The sequence below is a fragment of the Secundilactobacillus folii genome (genome assembly GCF_009720675.1).
Classification (GTDB): Bacteria; Bacillota; Bacilli; order Lactobacillales; family Lactobacillaceae; genus Secundilactobacillus; species Secundilactobacillus folii.
This window is the reverse complement of sequence record NZ_WNJO01000026.1, coordinates 1-16,089: the sequence shown is the minus strand read 5'-3', so window position 1 is coordinate 16,089 and position 16,089 is coordinate 1. Positions and strand designations below refer to the sequence as shown.

Annotated in this window: 13 protein-coding genes; 11 read left to right on the top strand and 2 right to left on the bottom strand. The window is 45.2% G+C overall.

Going from position 1 to position 16,089, the window contains the following annotated elements; genetic code table 11:
* Positions 1–773 precede the first annotated feature (773 nt).
* The 10 genes from GM612_RS11975 to GM612_RS11930 all read left to right on the top strand — a co-directional run bounded on the left by GM612_RS11975 (position 774) and on the right by GM612_RS11930 (position 10,570).
* Positions 774–2,201: an APC family permease gene (locus GM612_RS11975; protein WP_155432595.1), complete on the top strand. Its 1,428-nt coding sequence runs from the start codon at positions 774–776 to the stop codon at positions 2,199–2,201.
* A gap of 81 nt (positions 2,202–2,282) precedes the next feature.
* Positions 2,283–3,620 carry an aspartate aminotransferase family protein gene (locus GM612_RS11970; protein WP_155432594.1) on the top strand — a complete coding sequence of 446 codons (1,338 nt, stop codon included), beginning with the start codon at positions 2,283–2,285 and terminating at the stop codon, positions 3,618–3,620.
* Between the two features lie 490 nt (positions 3,621–4,110).
* Entirely contained in the window at positions 4,111–4,374 is a 264-nt protein-coding gene (locus GM612_RS11965) for a hypothetical protein (protein WP_155432593.1), read from the top strand.
* 3 nt (positions 4,375–4,377) lie between these two features.
* Entirely contained in the window at positions 4,378–5,826 is a 1,449-nt protein-coding gene (locus tag GM612_RS11960) for a glycoside-pentoside-hexuronide (GPH):cation symporter (RefSeq protein ID WP_155432592.1), read from the top strand.
* Positions 5,827–6,102: 276 nt separating this feature from the next.
* Positions 6,103–6,615: an ECF transporter S component gene (locus tag GM612_RS11955; protein ID WP_155432591.1), complete on the top strand. Its 513-nt coding sequence runs from the start codon at positions 6,103–6,105 to the stop codon at positions 6,613–6,615.
* The gene (locus tag GM612_RS11950; protein WP_155432590.1) at positions 6,615–7,484 is read left to right on the top strand and encodes a PfkB family carbohydrate kinase; all 870 of its coding nucleotides are present in this window, start codon (positions 6,615–6,617) and stop codon (positions 7,482–7,484) included. The genes GM612_RS11955 and GM612_RS11950 overlap by 1 nt, the downstream gene beginning before the upstream one ends.
* A 48-nt stretch (positions 7,485–7,532) precedes the next feature.
* Positions 7,533–8,705, top strand: a complete 1,173-nt coding sequence (locus tag GM612_RS11945; RefSeq protein WP_155432589.1) for a MalY/PatB family protein — start codon at positions 7,533–7,535, stop codon at positions 8,703–8,705.
* Between the two features lie 88 nt (positions 8,706–8,793).
* The gene (locus GM612_RS11940; RefSeq protein ID WP_155432588.1) at positions 8,794–9,786 is read left to right on the top strand and encodes an SGNH/GDSL hydrolase family protein; all 993 of its coding nucleotides are present in this window, start codon (positions 8,794–8,796) and stop codon (positions 9,784–9,786) included.
* A 311-nt stretch (positions 9,787–10,097) separates the two neighbouring features.
* Positions 10,098–10,334: a hypothetical protein gene (locus GM612_RS11935; protein WP_155432587.1), complete on the top strand. Its 237-nt coding sequence runs from the start codon at positions 10,098–10,100 to the stop codon at positions 10,332–10,334.
* Positions 10,335–10,339: 5 nt separating this feature from the next.
* Complete coding sequence (locus GM612_RS11930) at positions 10,340–10,570, top strand: hypothetical protein (protein ID WP_155432586.1); 231 nt, start codon at positions 10,340–10,342, stop codon at positions 10,568–10,570.
* A 125-nt stretch (positions 10,571–10,695) separates the two neighbouring features.
* On the opposite strand, the gene GM612_RS11925 is transcribed toward GM612_RS11930, so the two are convergent.
* On the bottom strand, positions 10,696–11,361 hold the full coding sequence (locus GM612_RS11925; RefSeq protein ID WP_155432585.1) for a histidine phosphatase family protein: 666 nt from the start codon (positions 11,359–11,361) through the stop codon (positions 10,696–10,698).
* A gap of 208 nt (positions 11,362–11,569) precedes the next feature.
* Positions 11,570–14,659 carry a YfhO family protein gene (locus GM612_RS11920; protein ID WP_155432584.1) on the bottom strand — a complete coding sequence of 1,030 codons (3,090 nt, stop codon included), beginning with the start codon at positions 14,657–14,659 and terminating at the stop codon, positions 11,570–11,572.
* A 315-nt stretch (positions 14,660–14,974) separates the two neighbouring features.
* On the opposite strand from GM612_RS11920, the gene GM612_RS11915 reads away from it, so the two are divergent.
* Complete coding sequence (locus GM612_RS11915; RefSeq protein ID WP_155432583.1) at positions 14,975–15,994, top strand: acyltransferase family protein; 1,020 nt, start codon at positions 14,975–14,977, stop codon at positions 15,992–15,994.
* Positions 15,995–16,089 lie beyond the last annotated feature (95 nt).

Below are 16,089 nucleotides of genomic sequence, written 5' to 3'. Positions count from 1 at the left end.
GTTTTTTCTCCTTAATAACGTGTTTGTATTTATTTTAACGCAATTGGTTGGGGATGGGGGTGTGTTGGGAGACTTTTGTTTTTAAGGGTGAAGATTCCTTGCTGAACTGGATCTTGCAGGGTAGAGGTTGTTTTGGCCTCATTGCTGAACTGGGCTGCACAAGGCAAGGACTTGCTCCGCACCTTGGCTGAATCGGGCTGCACAAGGCAAGGACTTGCGTGTAAGCAATCCTAGCCATAAACCCAGGAACATCACCTGGCTTTTTGTCTAGGCTCGCTTATACTCCAGTCCTTAAGCGCCCTGTTCCGCACCTTGGCTGAATCGGGCTGTGCATGGTAGGGCTTGTTTTGGCCTCATAGCTGAATCGGGCTGCACAAGGCAAGGACTTGCGTGTAAGCAATCCTAGCCATAAACCCAGGAAGATCACCTGGCTTTTTGTCTAGGCTCGCTTACACTCCAGTCCTTAACCGCCTTGCTCCGCACCTTGGCTTATACTCCAGTCCTTAACCGCCTTGTTCCACACCTTGGCTGAATCGGGCTACACAAGGCAAGGACTTGCATATAAGCCAACTCTGCCATAAATCCCAAGTTCGGGGATTTCTACCAGAGTCAGCTTATACTCCAGTCCTTAAGCGCCTTGTTCCGCACCTTAAAATACCTTGCACTTTATTAAAATTATTGTTAAAATATACTCATTTATTTCTAATGTTGATAAACATTACTAATAAAGTAGGAATACATAGGACGGTACACACCGTCACAGGAGGAATTATATGAGTTTTAAGAGTACGTTTTTACGCAAGGAAGATCCAGCCGTGTACCAAGACAAGGACTCACATCTTGCCCGAGTACTGGAGGTCAAGGACTTCTTAGCCTTAGGTGTTGGTACCATCGTTTCGACATCGATCTTTACTTTGCCAGGGATCGTTGCCGCCCAACATGCCGGTCCAGCCGTTGCACTTTCATTTTTAGCTGCCGCCGTTGTTGCTGGTCTGGTTGCCTTTGCATACGCCGAAATGGCCAGTGCGATGCCATTTGCTGGTTCCGCCTATTCCTGGATCAACGTTGTTTTTGGTGAAGGATTCGGTTGGATCGCCGGCTGGGCTTTGCTCGCCGAGTATTTCATCGCCGTTGCCTTCGTAGGTTCCGGGCTTTCCGCTAACTTTCGTGGCTTAATTGAACCACTGGGAATCCATTTTCCGAATGCGTTAGCTAATCCGCTTGGAACTGATGGTGGCATTATCGATATCACTTCGGTGGTGGTTGTTTTACTAGTTGCATTTCTATTGTCTCGAGGAGCTTCGACAGCTGCCCGTGTTCAAAATATCTTGGTTACTTTAAAAGTTTTAGCTATTTTACTGTTCATCGTTGTTGGTTCTACAGCACTGCATTTTCAAAATTATGTGCCATTTATTCCGGCTCATAAAGTTGTCGATGGTAATCAATTTGGGGGCTGGCAAGGAATTTACGCCGGCGTTTCCATGATTTTCCTGTCATACATTGGGTTTGATTCCATTGCTGCCAACTCTGCTGAAGCCAAGAATCCGCAAAAGACCATGCCACGAGGTATTCTAGGTTCACTGGTCATTGCCGTGGTACTGTTCATAGCTGTTTCCTTGGTACTTGTTGGGATGTTCCATTACAGTGATTATGCGAATAACGCTGAACCCGTTGGCTGGGCACTGCGGCACAGTGGTCATGCGGTTGTTGCTACCGTTGTTCAGGCGATTGCGGTCGTCGGCATGTTTACCGCTTTGATCGGGATGATGCTGGCCGGTTCACGGCTAGTCTACTCATTCGGTCGTGATGGCTTACTGCCAAAGTGGTTGGGCGTCTTGAACAAGCATGATTTGCCAAACCATGCTCTGGCTACAATTACCATCGTTGGTGTCGTCATTGGCGCGATGTTCCCATTTGCCTTCTTGTCCCAGCTGATTTCCGCAGGGACACTGATTGCGTTCATGTTCGTTTCACTGGGAATCTACCGTTTGCGACCTCGTGAGGGTAAGGATATTCCGAACCCATCGTTTAAGATGCCATGGTACCCAGTTTTGCCATTCATCGCGTTCTTAGGTGCTCTAGCGGTCTTTTGGGGCTTGGATAAGGACGCTAAGATATACGCGCTGGTATGGTTCGTTATCGGTCTGATTGTCTACCTGGCATACGGTGCTCGGCATTCTTATTTGAATAAAAATGATTAACAAAACGAACCCCAAACTGCAATAGTTCTGGGGTTTTCGTTTAAATGCAGGATTAGAAATAGTCAATATGGAGGTTATATTATGAGTGAAAATGAGCGGTTATTGTCCGATGAAGCACCTGCGTTCTCTAAGGCTGCCCGGGTCAAATACTACAATATCGTTATCGAATCCGGACATGGTGCCATCATCACGGATGCTGATGGCAAGGACTACATTGATCTGCTTGCCAGTGCTTCAGCGACTAATACAGGACATTCACATCCCCACGTTGTTAAAGCCGTGCAGGATCAAGCGGCTAAGCTGCTGCAGTATACGCCAGCCTACTTCGCTAATGAGAGTGCTGCTAAATTAGCACCACGATTGGCAGCGTTAGCGCCGATCAGCGGGCCGACAGCACTTGGTTGGGGGAATTCCGGTTCTGATGCCAATGACGCGATTATTAAATTTGCCCGAGCTTACACCGGGCGGCCATACATCGTCAGCTTTACCGGTGCGTACCATGGTTCAACGTACGGTTCCATTAGCGTTTCATCAGTTAGCCTCAATATGTCCCGTAAAATTGGGCCACTATTGCCAGACGTGGTTAAAGTGCCTTATCCAGACCCCTGGAAACGTCTAAAAGGTGAGTCCGATGACGATTTTGTTGACCGAATGTTTGCCGCTTTCAAGCTGCCGTTTGAAACTTATTTGCCGGCTGAAGAGGTGGCTGCTGTGCTGATCGAACCGATTCAAGGCGATGGTGGAATTGTGAAGGCTCCGGATGCATTTATGCACAAGGTCTACGACTTTGCCCATGACCACGGGATTTTATTTGCGATTGACGAGGTTAATCAAGGCATGGGCCGAACGGGTAAATGGTGGTCAATCGAACACTTTGGCCTTGAACCGGACTTAATGTCGGTGGGCAAGTCGCTGGCCTCCGGGCTGCCACTTAGTGCTGTGATTGGCCGACGAGAAATTATGAACTCGCTAGGCTCACCAGCTAACGTTTATACCACGGCTGGCAACCCTGTTACCGCTGCCGCCGCTATGGCAACGATCGACGTGATCGAGGATGAACACCTGTTGGATCGGAGTGTCCGTCTCGGGAAAAAGGCCGCCGATTTCTTTAACGCGGAGAAGCAAAAGTTTAACTTTATCGGTGACGTCCGGATGTATGGTCTGGATGGGGGAGTCGATATTGTCGATCCCGATACCGGCGAACCAGACGCTGATGCGACTACCAAATTGATTTACCGCGTCTTCGAACTTGGTGCCATCATTATTAGCTTGAAAACTAACGTACTGCGGTTCCAGCCACCACTGGTCATAACGGATAAACAGCTTCAGCAGGCGTTTGATATTTTAGACCAAGCCTTCAGCGAATTAGCAGCAGGCAAGCTCTCTTTGCCTGATAATGCTGATGAAATTGGCTGGTAAAATAGATAGTTCACTTCTAAATGAGTGAGCGAAGCACTTTCAAAAGGTCTTTTGAAAGTGCTTTTTCGTGGTACGATATTAGTGAGGTTGTTTTTTAAATGAGCATTAGTTGAAATTTTATTGCTTGGGTTTGACGCCACTTATTCAGTATTCAAAAATTAAGGAGGTGACAGCCAAAGGATCCCCATTATGGCACTGATCAAGTAATGGTGAGGATTTGCAGACGTAAATAGCGACGGTTTTGTGTGACGTTTAACTAAAATTCAGGTAAAGTTTTATTGAAATTTTAGTAAGCGTTTACATTTTCTAGGGAGTTGTGTTAGAATGAGTTCTGAGCTTACCAATGAAGTTGGTTAGGCGTTTATAATGATTTCGGTGTGAGCTTTTGTAAGGGCATACATTAGCAAGTTTGATATTATTTTTAGTAAAACTTTGCCTGTGCAAAAGCAACATCTAATCAATGATGAAGAGAAATTAGGAGGTGCAACACATGGCTAATAAGAATGACAAGATTACGTTAACTCCCGAAGCATTTGCGGAAGCGGTACTGGGTGGTAATCCGAAGCATGATGATGAGGATGATAAGTCCTATATCAAGCGCCAGTTAACATTGTATCTGGAAGCGTTACTGCTGGCACAAGACTTTAATGACCTTGAGGAGACGCGGTTTGACGTTGCTAAATCAGATCAGCGTAACAGCATCCTCACCAAGATTATTGAACACCGTTACGAAGGCTCAGGAAGGGACGAGTAAAAGATGAGCGAAAAGCATGAAAGTCATGTTAAACAGTATACGTCTTACGCGTTAGGTGCCTTCGGTCATGACGCGTTCTACGCTACTCTCAGTACTTATTTAATGTTGTTTATTACTAGTCAGCTGTTTGATACGGCTAACAAAGGGTTTAACTCCCACATGATTTTGATGATCACCAACATGATGATGATTATCCGGATCATTGAAATTGTTTTCGACCCAATGATTGGTGGTTTAATTGATAACACCGATACTAAATGGGGTAAATTTAAACCATGGTTGATGACTGGTGCGACAATCAGTGCCATTATGTTAGTTGTGATCTTCACCAACCTGGGTGGCTTGACAACTTCGAACCCGACCATGTACCTAGTAGCCTTCGGAATTGCCTATGTCATTTTGGATGTCTTCTATTCATTTAAAGATATTTCCTTCTGGTCAATGTTACCTGCCTTGAGTGTGGACGAAAAAGTTCGTGCCCGTTTCGGTACTGTTGGCCGTTTAGGTTCAACAATTGGTGCCCAAGCCGTTCCAATCGTGATCTTTCCGTTGATTGTCTTCTTCTCACACGTCTTTTCAGGGACTAGTGGTTCAACGAAGACCCGCGCCGGCTGGCTTGGCTTCGCCGTTGTTATCGGCTTAGTTTCCTTCTTGGGTGCTTTAGCAACTACCTTGGGAACTAAGGAAAAGAAGAGTTTGATTCGTCAAAACACCGAAAAAGTTGGTGTGATTGACATCTTCAAAGCACTTGGTAAGAATGACCAGTTAATGTGGCTGGCACTTTCATACTTCCTGTTTGCGTTAGGTTATGTTGTGACTAACTCACTGTTGGCTTACTACTTCACCTATGTTTTAGGTCAATCTGGTAAATTCACGTTTGCCGGTTGGATCATGGCAATCTTGGGTGTGATTTCTGTTTCGCTGTTCCCAACGATCGTGGCCAAGGTTCACCGGAAAGCAATTTACACCGGTGGTATTCTCATGATGGTTATCGGTTACATTTTGTTCCTGTTCGCCGGTCATAATCTTTTAGCTGTTATGGTTGCCGTTGCCGTCTTCTTCTTCCCATACCCAATGATTTTCTTGGCTGCTTTGATGACCATCACCGACAGTGTGGAATATGGTCAATGGAAGAACGGTACTCGGAACGAATCCGTTACTTTGTCAGTCCGTCCTTTGATTGATAAACTGGCCGGTGCCGTGGCCAATGGTGTCGTTGGTTTAGCTGCCGTTCATTCAGGGATGATCGGTAATGCTTCACCAAGCAGTATTTCAGCTCATCAGTTAATGAACTTCAAGACCTACATGTTCTACGGTCCAGTTGTTTTGATTATCGTTGCCGCTTTGGTTTACTACTTCAAAGTTAAGTTGACTGAAGACAAGCATAAAGAGATCGTTGATGAACTAGAAACGAAGCTGAAAGCGGAACAAGCTGAAAAGAACGATGATTAATTGGTGTGATTTGTCACTACTGAGAGAGTGACGAAATCAATTAAATTTAATAATAAAATTTAAAGCAGATGGGTCCAATAGAGAGGACTCATCTGCTTTTTATATTCTGAAAGATATTAGTCAATCCGGATGTTATGTCTATTAAACAGTACAAATGTTCGCTTTTCCTTGGTATACTAGGAAGGTAAAATAGTGCTACAGCCTTGAATTTTGACCAGTTCGGTGTTGTAATATGGTAAAATGATTAAAATTTATTGAGAAAAGAGAGTAGATAGAATGGTAAATAAACGACGAATGTCCACACGTGAAGTGGTTTCTTTGGCAATGTTGATCGCCGTAACGGTAGTTATTTCTAGATTTTTCTTGATTCCGATTCCAATGACTCACGGGAATGTTAACCTCTGTGACTGCGGGATCTTTATTGCAGCGCTATTATTCGGCAGACGTGAAGGTGCAATTGTTGGTGCGTTTAGTGGGTTACTATTGGACTTGATCTCCGGTTACACACAGTACATGTTTTTCTCATTTATTGTTCATGGTTTGGAAGGCTTTATTGCCGGCTGGATCGGCGGCAATAATAAGAAGATGTCTGCTAAACTGATTGCCGTGCCGGTTGGCATCGTGATCATGGTAGCTGGGTACTGGTTAACTGACACGTTACTTTATGGGTTTAAGGTTGGATTGATTGGTGTACCGATGAACTTCATTCAAGGTATCGTTGGTGGCGTGGTGGCCTTCATTGTCGCTATCCCACTGCAAAACCGGATTCCACGTCTGATGGGTGAATAATGACTAATCAGGTGACGCAAGGCGAGCCGTTCTTAGTGGCGGAGGATTTATCGGCTATTGGCACAATGTCTCTGGGTGCTGTCATTCCAATTTTTGCAACGATGGGTATTCCAACTGCCATTTTACCGACTCAGGTGCTTTCAACGCAGACTGAGGGCTTTGGCACACCAGCTAAGTTAGCTTCTCAAGATTGGCTATCTGACACGTTTTCTCATTGGCAAGCACAGCAAGTTCAGCTGTCCGGTGGCTTGATTGGCTACGTTGGTCAGATTAGCTTACTGCAGCAGATTACACGGGCGGTCAGCCAACTGCATTTACCCCTATTAATCGTTGACCCCGTCATGGGCGATGGTCGTTCACTTTACCCTGGGCTTGGCGAGTCGTATGTAAATGCGATGAGGCCTCTAGTCCAATTGGCAGATGTGATCACGCCAAACTGGTCAGAAGCCCAGTTTTTAACGGGTACTGAGCCAATGACAACGGAACCTAGTGAGGCTCAAGTTAACCACCAACTAGTGACTTTGAAGCAGAGTATGGCTTCTGATGGTCAAGTCGTGATCACTGGTATCCCAATCAAGGGTAAAGTAGTGACTGCCTACCTAGATGGCAGTCATAGTGAGCTGGTAGCCTCCCCGAAGTGCCCTGGCCATTTTTACGGTGCTGGTGATGTGTTTTCAGCACTGCTAAGTGGGGCTTTAATCCAGCAAGTGTCGTTGTCAGCCGCCGTTCATTTAGCTGTGAAGGGGACTTTGATTGCTCTGCGGCAAACCTCTGCAGCTGGTCATGAGCGTCGTTTTGGTATGCAACTGAGTCAGTTATTGCAATGGTTGACAAAACAAGCGGATAACCAACTTGATTCGAAGCAGTGAGTGGTTCAAACTGAGACTATTAAAGAGTCTTAGAAAAGAGGAATCCACTTGATTGATACCAATGTGAACCGAACCAATCCAAATGATGTGAAGTGGGGCGTCACAAAGGACGACCCGGACCTGCTGCCGATGACCGTAGCGGATATGGATATCGCAACACCAGCATTTATCCGCGATGCGATGCAAAACTTAATCAATCAAAAGGTGTTGGGATACGTGATTCCTAGCACCACACTATATGATGCCTTTATTCACTGGCAAAAAGTGTACCACGGCGTTAGTCTGACGCGGGAACAGTTAATACTGATTCCAAGCGTTGCCGTTGGACTTTCGTTTGTGCTGCGCTATTTGACCGACGTGGGTGATGGCGTCATTGTCATGTCCCCGTATTACCCGCCGTATCAAACGTTGATCAAGAGTAATCAACGCCAATTCATTGATTTTCCGCTGATTCAACGTGACGGCCAGTACGTGATCGATTTTAAGCGGCTTGAACAGCGCATGGACACCTCAAAAGCAAAGGCCATTTTAGTCTGCAACCCGCATAATCCTGGCGGCCGGGTTTGGACCAACACTGAGCTGCAACGAATCCACGAACTGGCAAATGAACGGGGAATGCTGGTGATTGCAGATGAGATCCATGATGACACTGTCTATTCCGATAATCAGCCAGTCTCAATGCTGTCTGATCTGATGGGTGAAGATGCTGCCAGTCAGACGGTCTTACTCAAATCTGCAACTAAGGCGTTCAATTTAGCCGGCGTCAAAACAGCTTTTCTGGCCACTAAAAATACTCAAATACTGGGCAAATTAAAGCAGGCGGCCACTGCAGAAGCCATTGAAGAGGTCAATACTTTTGGACTAGTTGCAACTCGTACGGCCTACGAACAGGGAGAAAGCTGGTTGAAAGAGGTTAACGCTTATCTGGAAGGTAACCGTGATTTCGCCTATCAATATCTTCGGGAACATATTCCAATGATTCGACCGATGTATCCTGAGGGCACTTATTTGATGTGGCTTGATTTTATGGCTTATGGTTTTTCCGACCAGGAATTGGACGCCAAGTTACGTTCCCTTGGACATATCGCTCTCAACCCAGGTATTGATTACGGTAAAGCGGGAAGTGGTTTCATGCGGCTGAACTTTGCGGTTGATAGAAACGTTTTAAAGGATGCCCTGCATCGGCTGGAGTCGTTTGACAAAGCTGTTAAGGCAAACTAACGAGAATGTTACGTTTTAGTAACTTTACCTTCTATCAATAACTCATACGTTATAATGACTACTATGAGTTAAGAGGAGGATTCTTCGATTGAAATATCAAAATCTTTTAAAGGTTGCAGCTGTGGGATTTGTATTTGCGCTTGGTATCACAGGGGTTACCACGCAAGTCAAGGCTGCAACTGTTAATCCGGATTCAACGGTTCAAAAGACCAGTTCGGTAACTGAATTTATGAAAGTAAAGACCACTGCGAAATCCTATAAAACAGCGGCTTTTTGGAATTACCCATATGGCTCCAATACTAAGGCAAAGAAGACTCACTGGGTGCGTAACTATGCCAATAAAGCGTTGACCGTAACTAAGATGGCAACGCTGAAAAATGGTTTAAAGTACTATTACGTAAAGGTTAACAGCAAGCCTAAGGTAAGGGGCTGGATCTATTCAGGCAATTTACGGGAAATGTCTTACGTTGCGCTTGGTGATTCGATCACTAAGGGCTGGACGGGAACTGATTATGCTATGACGCCTTACCCGACTGAGGTTGGTAAAGCGCTAGGCATGACGGTGACTAACCTGGGTGAAAATAACGGGCAAGTGGTCGGTGATTCTAAATTAGATCTCACTTACAACATTGATCACCATAACTTTAAAAATGATGATGTGGTGACGATTGCTTACGGGGTAAATGATTACTTCCATACCCAAACGGTAGCGGAAGTTCAGTCCACGCTAAACAAGGAGATCAAAGTTTTGAGGGCTAAGTATCCTCATCTGCAGATCTTTGGTATCCTACCGATGGACTGCTACGTTAAGGACCAGGCCAGTGGCAAATACGTTTCAGCATCCATCACGGATTATTCAAGTCATGCTTATAATTTAAATGACCTGCGTGACGGTGAACAAAGCGTCTACACGAAGGATAAGATTCAAACGTTAGACTGGCGTAATTATGATGGCCAGTTGCTGCCTAGATACGACTCAAGAGATACTGCATTTGGCGATACTAGGTTGCACCCAACGCAAGCTACGTACACCCAGATGAGTAATATTATTGAATATTTCTTGGGTGAAAATGTTGAATAGGGTAGCTGCTAGCACTTTGTAATGCTAAATAAGCGGATGAAAAAAGGTGATTTCCTTAAACTTAGGAAATCACCTTTTTTAAACCGATTTAAGCATTGTTTTTCGTGGAAAAGAGGAATTTAGCGGGATACCAACGTGAAAATATTCTTTAAGTTATTGGGAGGGTTTTCGGTCAAAAACAGTTCAAATTAATTCCGAAACCTTGATTTGATTAATTAAAAACAGACTTTCAAGAAAACTTCATAATTTAGTCTCACCATTTTCTTATTGATTTGATAATTTATAAACATAAGAAAAAGGAGGCGGCGGTTATGAGTGAAGCGCTGAAGTTTCAGCCGGGTCGACTGGTCCGGTGTCAGCATCCGGCAATGCGTGAGTCGTTTATCGGTCGCGTGTGCCAGGTTTATGGAAATCGCCTGGTAGTGGAAGTTATGAATTATAACTTTCGCGACCGACGAGTTGTTGAAGCTAACCGTTATCAATTAGTTGTTGATGCGGTTGATGCGAAGACCATGACAATTATCCGCTGCCACACACGGAAAGGATGATTAAAATGATCAAACTAAACGATGTTGTTAAATGTCAGCCAAACGGAAATTTAACCTGCCCATTTGTAGGGACAGTGGAACGAATTTATGAACGAACAGTTATGGTGACCGTCACGGAGCATCACCCTAATGATCACTGGAAGCTTATGGAGTTGATGGGTCGGGTAATTGTTGGTCTGGATAAGGTCGAGTTGCATGATCTTCAGCTAGAACCCGTGCGGTCACAGGCACAGTGAGATGATCAAGCCAAAATTTATTTTTAAATGCGACAAAATAAGGTGATAACAGTTGACTAACAATTTTGGCATTCAGCTGTTATCACCTTATTTTTGACATTCGAATGAGCTACACTCAATATTTTTTATTTAGCGACAAAGTCGATTTTGTTAAAGAAGTCCACCTTAATGTCATCATCGGTGATTTCGAGCTTCGTAATGCTGCCGTTGATCGTGGCCACACCTTCGTCAAGGTCCGGCGCGTAACGGTCAATAATGGAACGGATGGTCATCCCGTGTGAAACGACCAGTACTTGGTCGCCATCGCTGGAATTGGCCCGTAACTTATCGAACCCGCGGTCTAGGCGTTTCCAGAACATGTCATTACTTTCGGCATCGCCGTAAAGGTCAGCTTTGTGGATCAAATCGCGGGCCTTTTCCAAACCGTACGTGCCCAACACGGCTGATTCAGAAGTCAGCTTGACCTGTTCACCGACGAACTGCCACATTTGCTCAAGGTTTTCACCCTCAAAGTAGCCGTGACTCTGCTCCCGGAATTCAGGGTATTGGTAACTGATGATATTGATGTTGTCCGGATTAGCTTTCAAGATTTGGTTGGCAGTTTGAATGGCACGTCCGGAGTCGCTACTGTAGGCAGCGTTAAAATCGATTGCTTTTAGCTGTTGACCAGCGCGTTTGGCATCAGCAATCCCTTTTTCGGTTAGTGGGGAATCGATCCAGCCCTGAACTTTGTTATAGTGGTTCAGCATGGTTTGACCGTGCCGAACGAAATAGGCAGTAATTGTTTTCAAAATGGAACCTCCTATGATGTAAATGCATTGTGATTAAGTCCCATTATAGCATGGTTGATAGGGTTTTCACCAAGTGGTGTGACCCGCTAGGCGATCACCATAAACTGAACCTGCGACGTTGCACAACCGAATAAGTATTAGAGTGCTGATTGCGCAGCCAATTGCAATGACATTGAGGCATTTCTTAAAAAGGCTTTAAAGCGTCCTACTAACCGTTAATGATTTTAACGCTTTGGGCCTTTAAACGTCGATATCTCAGCAGTTGCCAGCCTCCCGCACACGCAGCTAAAATAATGCCTGCAATCGTCAACCAGAGGCCGGTCTGCAGTCCAGGTGTTCGGTATTTCAACACGATTTGGTGTCTACCAGCTGGCAGCACTGCGCCAACAAAACCGGAATTGACAACTTGGGTGGCTGTTTTTTTACCGTCGACGGTTAACTGCCAACCACTACTGTATGGAATACTGGTGGTTAAGATTCGCTTCGATGTTCCAGTTGAGCGCCCACTGACTCGATTATTAGTGACTTGCTGGTTACTGAGGCCCGTCTTCTGCAGCTTAGTGGTTGCCTGACGATAATTGGCACCATAGGGGACTGCAATGACTTTGACATGTTTGAAGTTGATTCGTTCTGCGCCAGTAAAGGAGAGATTGATCGTTTTGCGCAACTGGTTGGAGTAGCCTAGATTGATCAGTAAATGATGTTTAGGCTCGTAATCTGACAAGTTATTGATGCCGAGCTGATTAAAGGTGGTTTTGCCACGGTTTGTCCCGACAGTGAGCGTGTAGGCATTAAATAGTGGTGTGTTGATAATCGTCCGCCAATTATTCCGCTGCTGTCCGCTGGGTAAGGGTGTCCCAGCCATTTTAGCTTGAGTTGCAAAGTAGTTCAGCCGTTTAGCGGTGTCTGGAAAGCTGGATGAGATACCTGACAGGTCCAGATACAGTTCGGTTCCCTGGTATTGCTTTGGCTGCTTGAGCTTTAAACTGTAGCTTTGTGGTTGGCCCAGTATGTCACTGGTCATTTCGTGCAGGCCGTTGACGTTAGTTTCAGCATTATTGTCAATGATGGTTTGGTTATCAGATAGCAATTTATTGTCTGATTCAGAAGGCTGGTCCAGCCCAGTTGCAGCCGCATACGTCATCGCTTCTTTTGGTGACAGCGGCCCTTTTGTGACGGCAGCTGACAACGACTGCTTCGTATTGTGCTGCAGGCGATAATTGATCATATCCGTAATTTTCAAAATTGGTAGGCTGGTCAGTTGAACGGTGTAAGCGGCATGTTTAGTTGGTATTTTCAATTGGGTCGCCTTAATGCCTGAAATCGAGTGCTCAACTTTCGCGCCTTCCAGCAACGCTTCTTGGCGTTGAAGGGAGGTTAGTTTGTTAAATACATTGGCACTGATTTGGGTATTTTGCGTATAAACTAACGGTAAGGCATAGCGATTTTTCAAAATCACCGTTCCAGTCCCGTTGCCGACGGAATAAACCGGGTGGTCATTAATGACAACGGGCTGTCCTGATTTCGTTTTTAACGGTGAAAAGCCATACGGTACTGCCCTTTTATTCAAAATGTCATCTTGACGGGCAAAGAGGTATTTGACGTTTAGTAACGATAACATCGAGCCGCGCGTGTCAACGCCGCTGGTCGGATTATTCATGCTATTTTGGAAGTTAGCCAACTGTTGATTAAACTGATTGACGTTACCGTTTTGAACCGAGTAGTATGAGCTAATGGTATGGGTGTTGAGCAGCATCGGAATGTTATTGCCCACCGTCATCATGGTGTAATAGTCGTTGGTAGTGGAAGTCCGGTAAAAAGAGTTATCGGTTCGGTGCAAATACTGATCTGCGCCATCAAAGTACCATTTCGACCATTCTGACGCCGTTTTAACCGGTAGTTCATTGGCAGGAGCACCGCTGTAATTATCACTGTAAAAACTGAGACCGGTCGTAACTGCATTTAACATAACTAAGCCCAGCAAGCCTAACTTTAATGGTCGTACTAGCTGAGGCCGGAGTAAAAAGAGACTGATCAGCCATACGAACAGCATGAAAACAAAGTAGGTCAATAGCTGAATTTGCCGGAATTTAAAGAGGTCACCGTTGGCAAACCAAATGGCGATGATCAGCAACCCTACGATACCAGACAGCAACGCGAAATCACGTGCTGTATAGCTATCCAGGTGATCAATGAGGGTTGCAGCCACTAAGGCAAACGCCAGTTGGGCGAGCATTAGCCAGCGGTTAGAAGGTGTGCTCATAACGTTTAGAGTGGCAGCCACTGCCGGGAATATTAGACCAATGCCAATTAGGATCATGGTGATATTGAGTGCCAAATAACGTTTAAAGCGGCGGAACATCCAGACCATGGCAATCAGTGTCAAGCCACTGGTGGCAATCAAGCCCCAGTAGTAGATGGTGCCGTTTGAAGTCAGCAGGCTGTCAGGGAGTGTGCGGTAGTAAACTTCCGGGTATACCAGTAGATTATTTGCGAAGATGGAGCCACCCATCCGGGAACTGTGCATCATCGCTAAGACGTTTGGCAGTAGAATCACTGCGGCAATGAGAATTGATAACACGATGGCCACCAGCAGTCGACTGAAAATTTGCCAAAGCTTGGGCATGGAAACTGATTTGTGCTTTAAATCAGCGTAACGGATGATTAGGAACAGTACTGCACCGAATGCCAGCAGATACGCAAAATAGACGTTACAGATCAAAATGGCAGCCGTCACGATCGCAAACCACCACCAGGATTTACCTTGGAGAACGCGGTCGATCGTGAGGCATAGTAGTGGAAAGAAAATCATTGGTAATAAGAAAAACGGGTGGTGATAACTGACGTAGAAGGCAAAGCCATTAAAGGTGTAGATCAACGCGCCAAAAACCATTCCACCGCGCTTAAAATGAAAGCGCTTTGCCAGCACGAGAAAGGACAGGCCCACGCAGTAAAGGCGTAAAATTGTCAGCAGCGTATAACCAAGTTCAATTTGATCAGCCGGGAATAAGCCGATCAGATAACTGAACGGATCGCCGACGACGTAATAGGCAAAGGTCGTCATTTGATTGGCGCCGAGGCCAAGGTTCCAGGACCAGCTGAAAAGCGATTGGTGGGCGGTACCATGAAGAATCCGGTAAAATTCCTTTAAAATTGGGTAATGCTGGGCGATACCATCTAAGCTCCAAATGGTCGTCCTGCCAGTGGCGTGAAGTGCACCAAAAGTGAGCATCACGATTATGAGAAAGGCCAGTGTGTAGGTTAACCACACCGGTAAGCGATATGTATCCCGTTTCAAAATAATCTCTCCAGTATTAAGTGATACCTCATTATCGCATATTTGGGGGTTGTTTGCTGGAATTGACTGAAATTGGATGCTAGCTAATGAGGTGTGATTAAACTTTACTCGTTGTTGACAAAATGAAATTCAATTGGGGTAGTTTCAACACCATAATGGGAACCAAAAAACAACTTGAAGTAGCTTCAAGGTGTTTAAATTTTGGAAAACCTTTCTCTTTTCTAAAGGCTACATTAAGTTTCTGTAACACTCGTGTTTTTCCTATAAAAATCTGTAAAATGGTTAACAGATACATTTTTGAAAGGAAGACAAAAAATGGGTAAACGTATCGAGTGGGTCGACATGGCGAAAGCCATTGGCATGATCGCCGTTGTGACTGGCCATGCCATCCACCCACTGGTTAATCAGCACCCCATGATGAGTACAGCCTTTTCCGCCATCTATTGGTGGCACATGCCGCTGTTCTTCATCATCAGCGGGTTCTTTTTAAAACCAATTCAACAGGGCTGGCAAGGGTTTAAAGCCTTTCTTGGAAAACGGATCTTTCCGAATGTCCGTACCTACCTTGTTGCCGGTGGTATTTTAATTTTAATCAGCCACTTCCTGCGCGCTCAAACTTGGAAGTACACAGCGCTTTACTTTGTGCGGCTGCTCTATGGTGGTGCCACCCTTAATCACGAACTGTCCATTTTTTGGTACATGACCGTCTACATCCTGACTCTGGTCGTGGTCGTTGCTATTATTTCTTGGGTCGATTCAATTCCCGCTCAGTTTTTCATCGTTTTGATGATGTACATGAGTGGTATGACCTATGTTCATATGCACTTCTTCCAGTTTAAATACGTCCCGTGGGATGCCGACATCGTTTTGATTGCATCACTTTACATGCTTTGCGGTTATTACGGTTTTCGTTACTACTCCCGGTTGCCGCACAAACCAGCTATTGCCCTATCAATTTTACTGGTTTACGCGATTTTGATCGTGCGTAAGTATCAGGGTGTGCTGCGATTTAGCTTCTACTTGAAGTCCCACACAATTGCCAATTCGTTCTTAGGCGCTTTTATTCCATTAACCCTTTGCTTAGGCGTCTTTATCTTAAGTGATTACATGACTAGGCTAGGGTGGTTTAAGTTTTTGCTGCCGATCGGCTGGTACTCTGGGGTAATCATGTATTCCCACAAAATGTTTTTCGACGTGATTGGTAAGTTCCCAACCATCAACTTTTGGTGGACTGAAGTTATCTTTGGTTTGATTGCACCAATCTTTGTGGCAGTTATTTGGCACTTTATAAAGCGCTGGGTCGGTAATCTCCGGCAGCCACCTGCAACTAATTAAAATTAATTTCCCGATGATACAGGTTTAGCCGAGAGTGGGACAAAACTTGGTTAGATCCCAGAATGCAAGTAAAGAGCGCCGTGGATTCCTGGTTT

What these genes read in the sequence shown, in the direction of transcription:
- GM612_RS11930 (WP_155432586.1), top strand. Translation starts at nt 10,340, where the DNA reads ATGATCAAACTAAACGATGTTGTTAAATGTCAGCCAAACGGAAATTTA.
- GM612_RS11935 (WP_155432587.1), top strand. Translation starts at nt 10,098, where the DNA reads ATGAGTGAAGCGCTGAAGTTTCAGCCGGGTCGACTGGTCCGGTGTCAG.
- GM612_RS11960 (WP_155432592.1), top strand. Translation starts at nt 4,378, where the DNA reads ATGAGCGAAAAGCATGAAAGTCATGTTAAACAGTATACGTCTTACGCG.
- GM612_RS11965 (WP_155432593.1), top strand. Translation starts at nt 4,111, where the DNA reads ATGGCTAATAAGAATGACAAGATTACGTTAACTCCCGAAGCATTTGCG.
- GM612_RS11915 (WP_155432583.1), top strand. Translation starts at nt 14,975, where the DNA reads ATGGGTAAACGTATCGAGTGGGTCGACATGGCGAAAGCCATTGGCATG.
- GM612_RS11970 (WP_155432594.1), top strand. Translation starts at nt 2,283, where the DNA reads ATGAGTGAAAATGAGCGGTTATTGTCCGATGAAGCACCTGCGTTCTCT.
- GM612_RS11975 (WP_155432595.1), top strand. Translation starts at nt 774, where the DNA reads ATGAGTTTTAAGAGTACGTTTTTACGCAAGGAAGATCCAGCCGTGTAC.
- GM612_RS11955 (WP_155432591.1), top strand. Translation starts at nt 6,103, where the DNA reads ATGGTAAATAAACGACGAATGTCCACACGTGAAGTGGTTTCTTTGGCA.
- GM612_RS11950 (WP_155432590.1), top strand. Translation starts at nt 6,615, where the DNA reads ATGACTAATCAGGTGACGCAAGGCGAGCCGTTCTTAGTGGCGGAGGAT.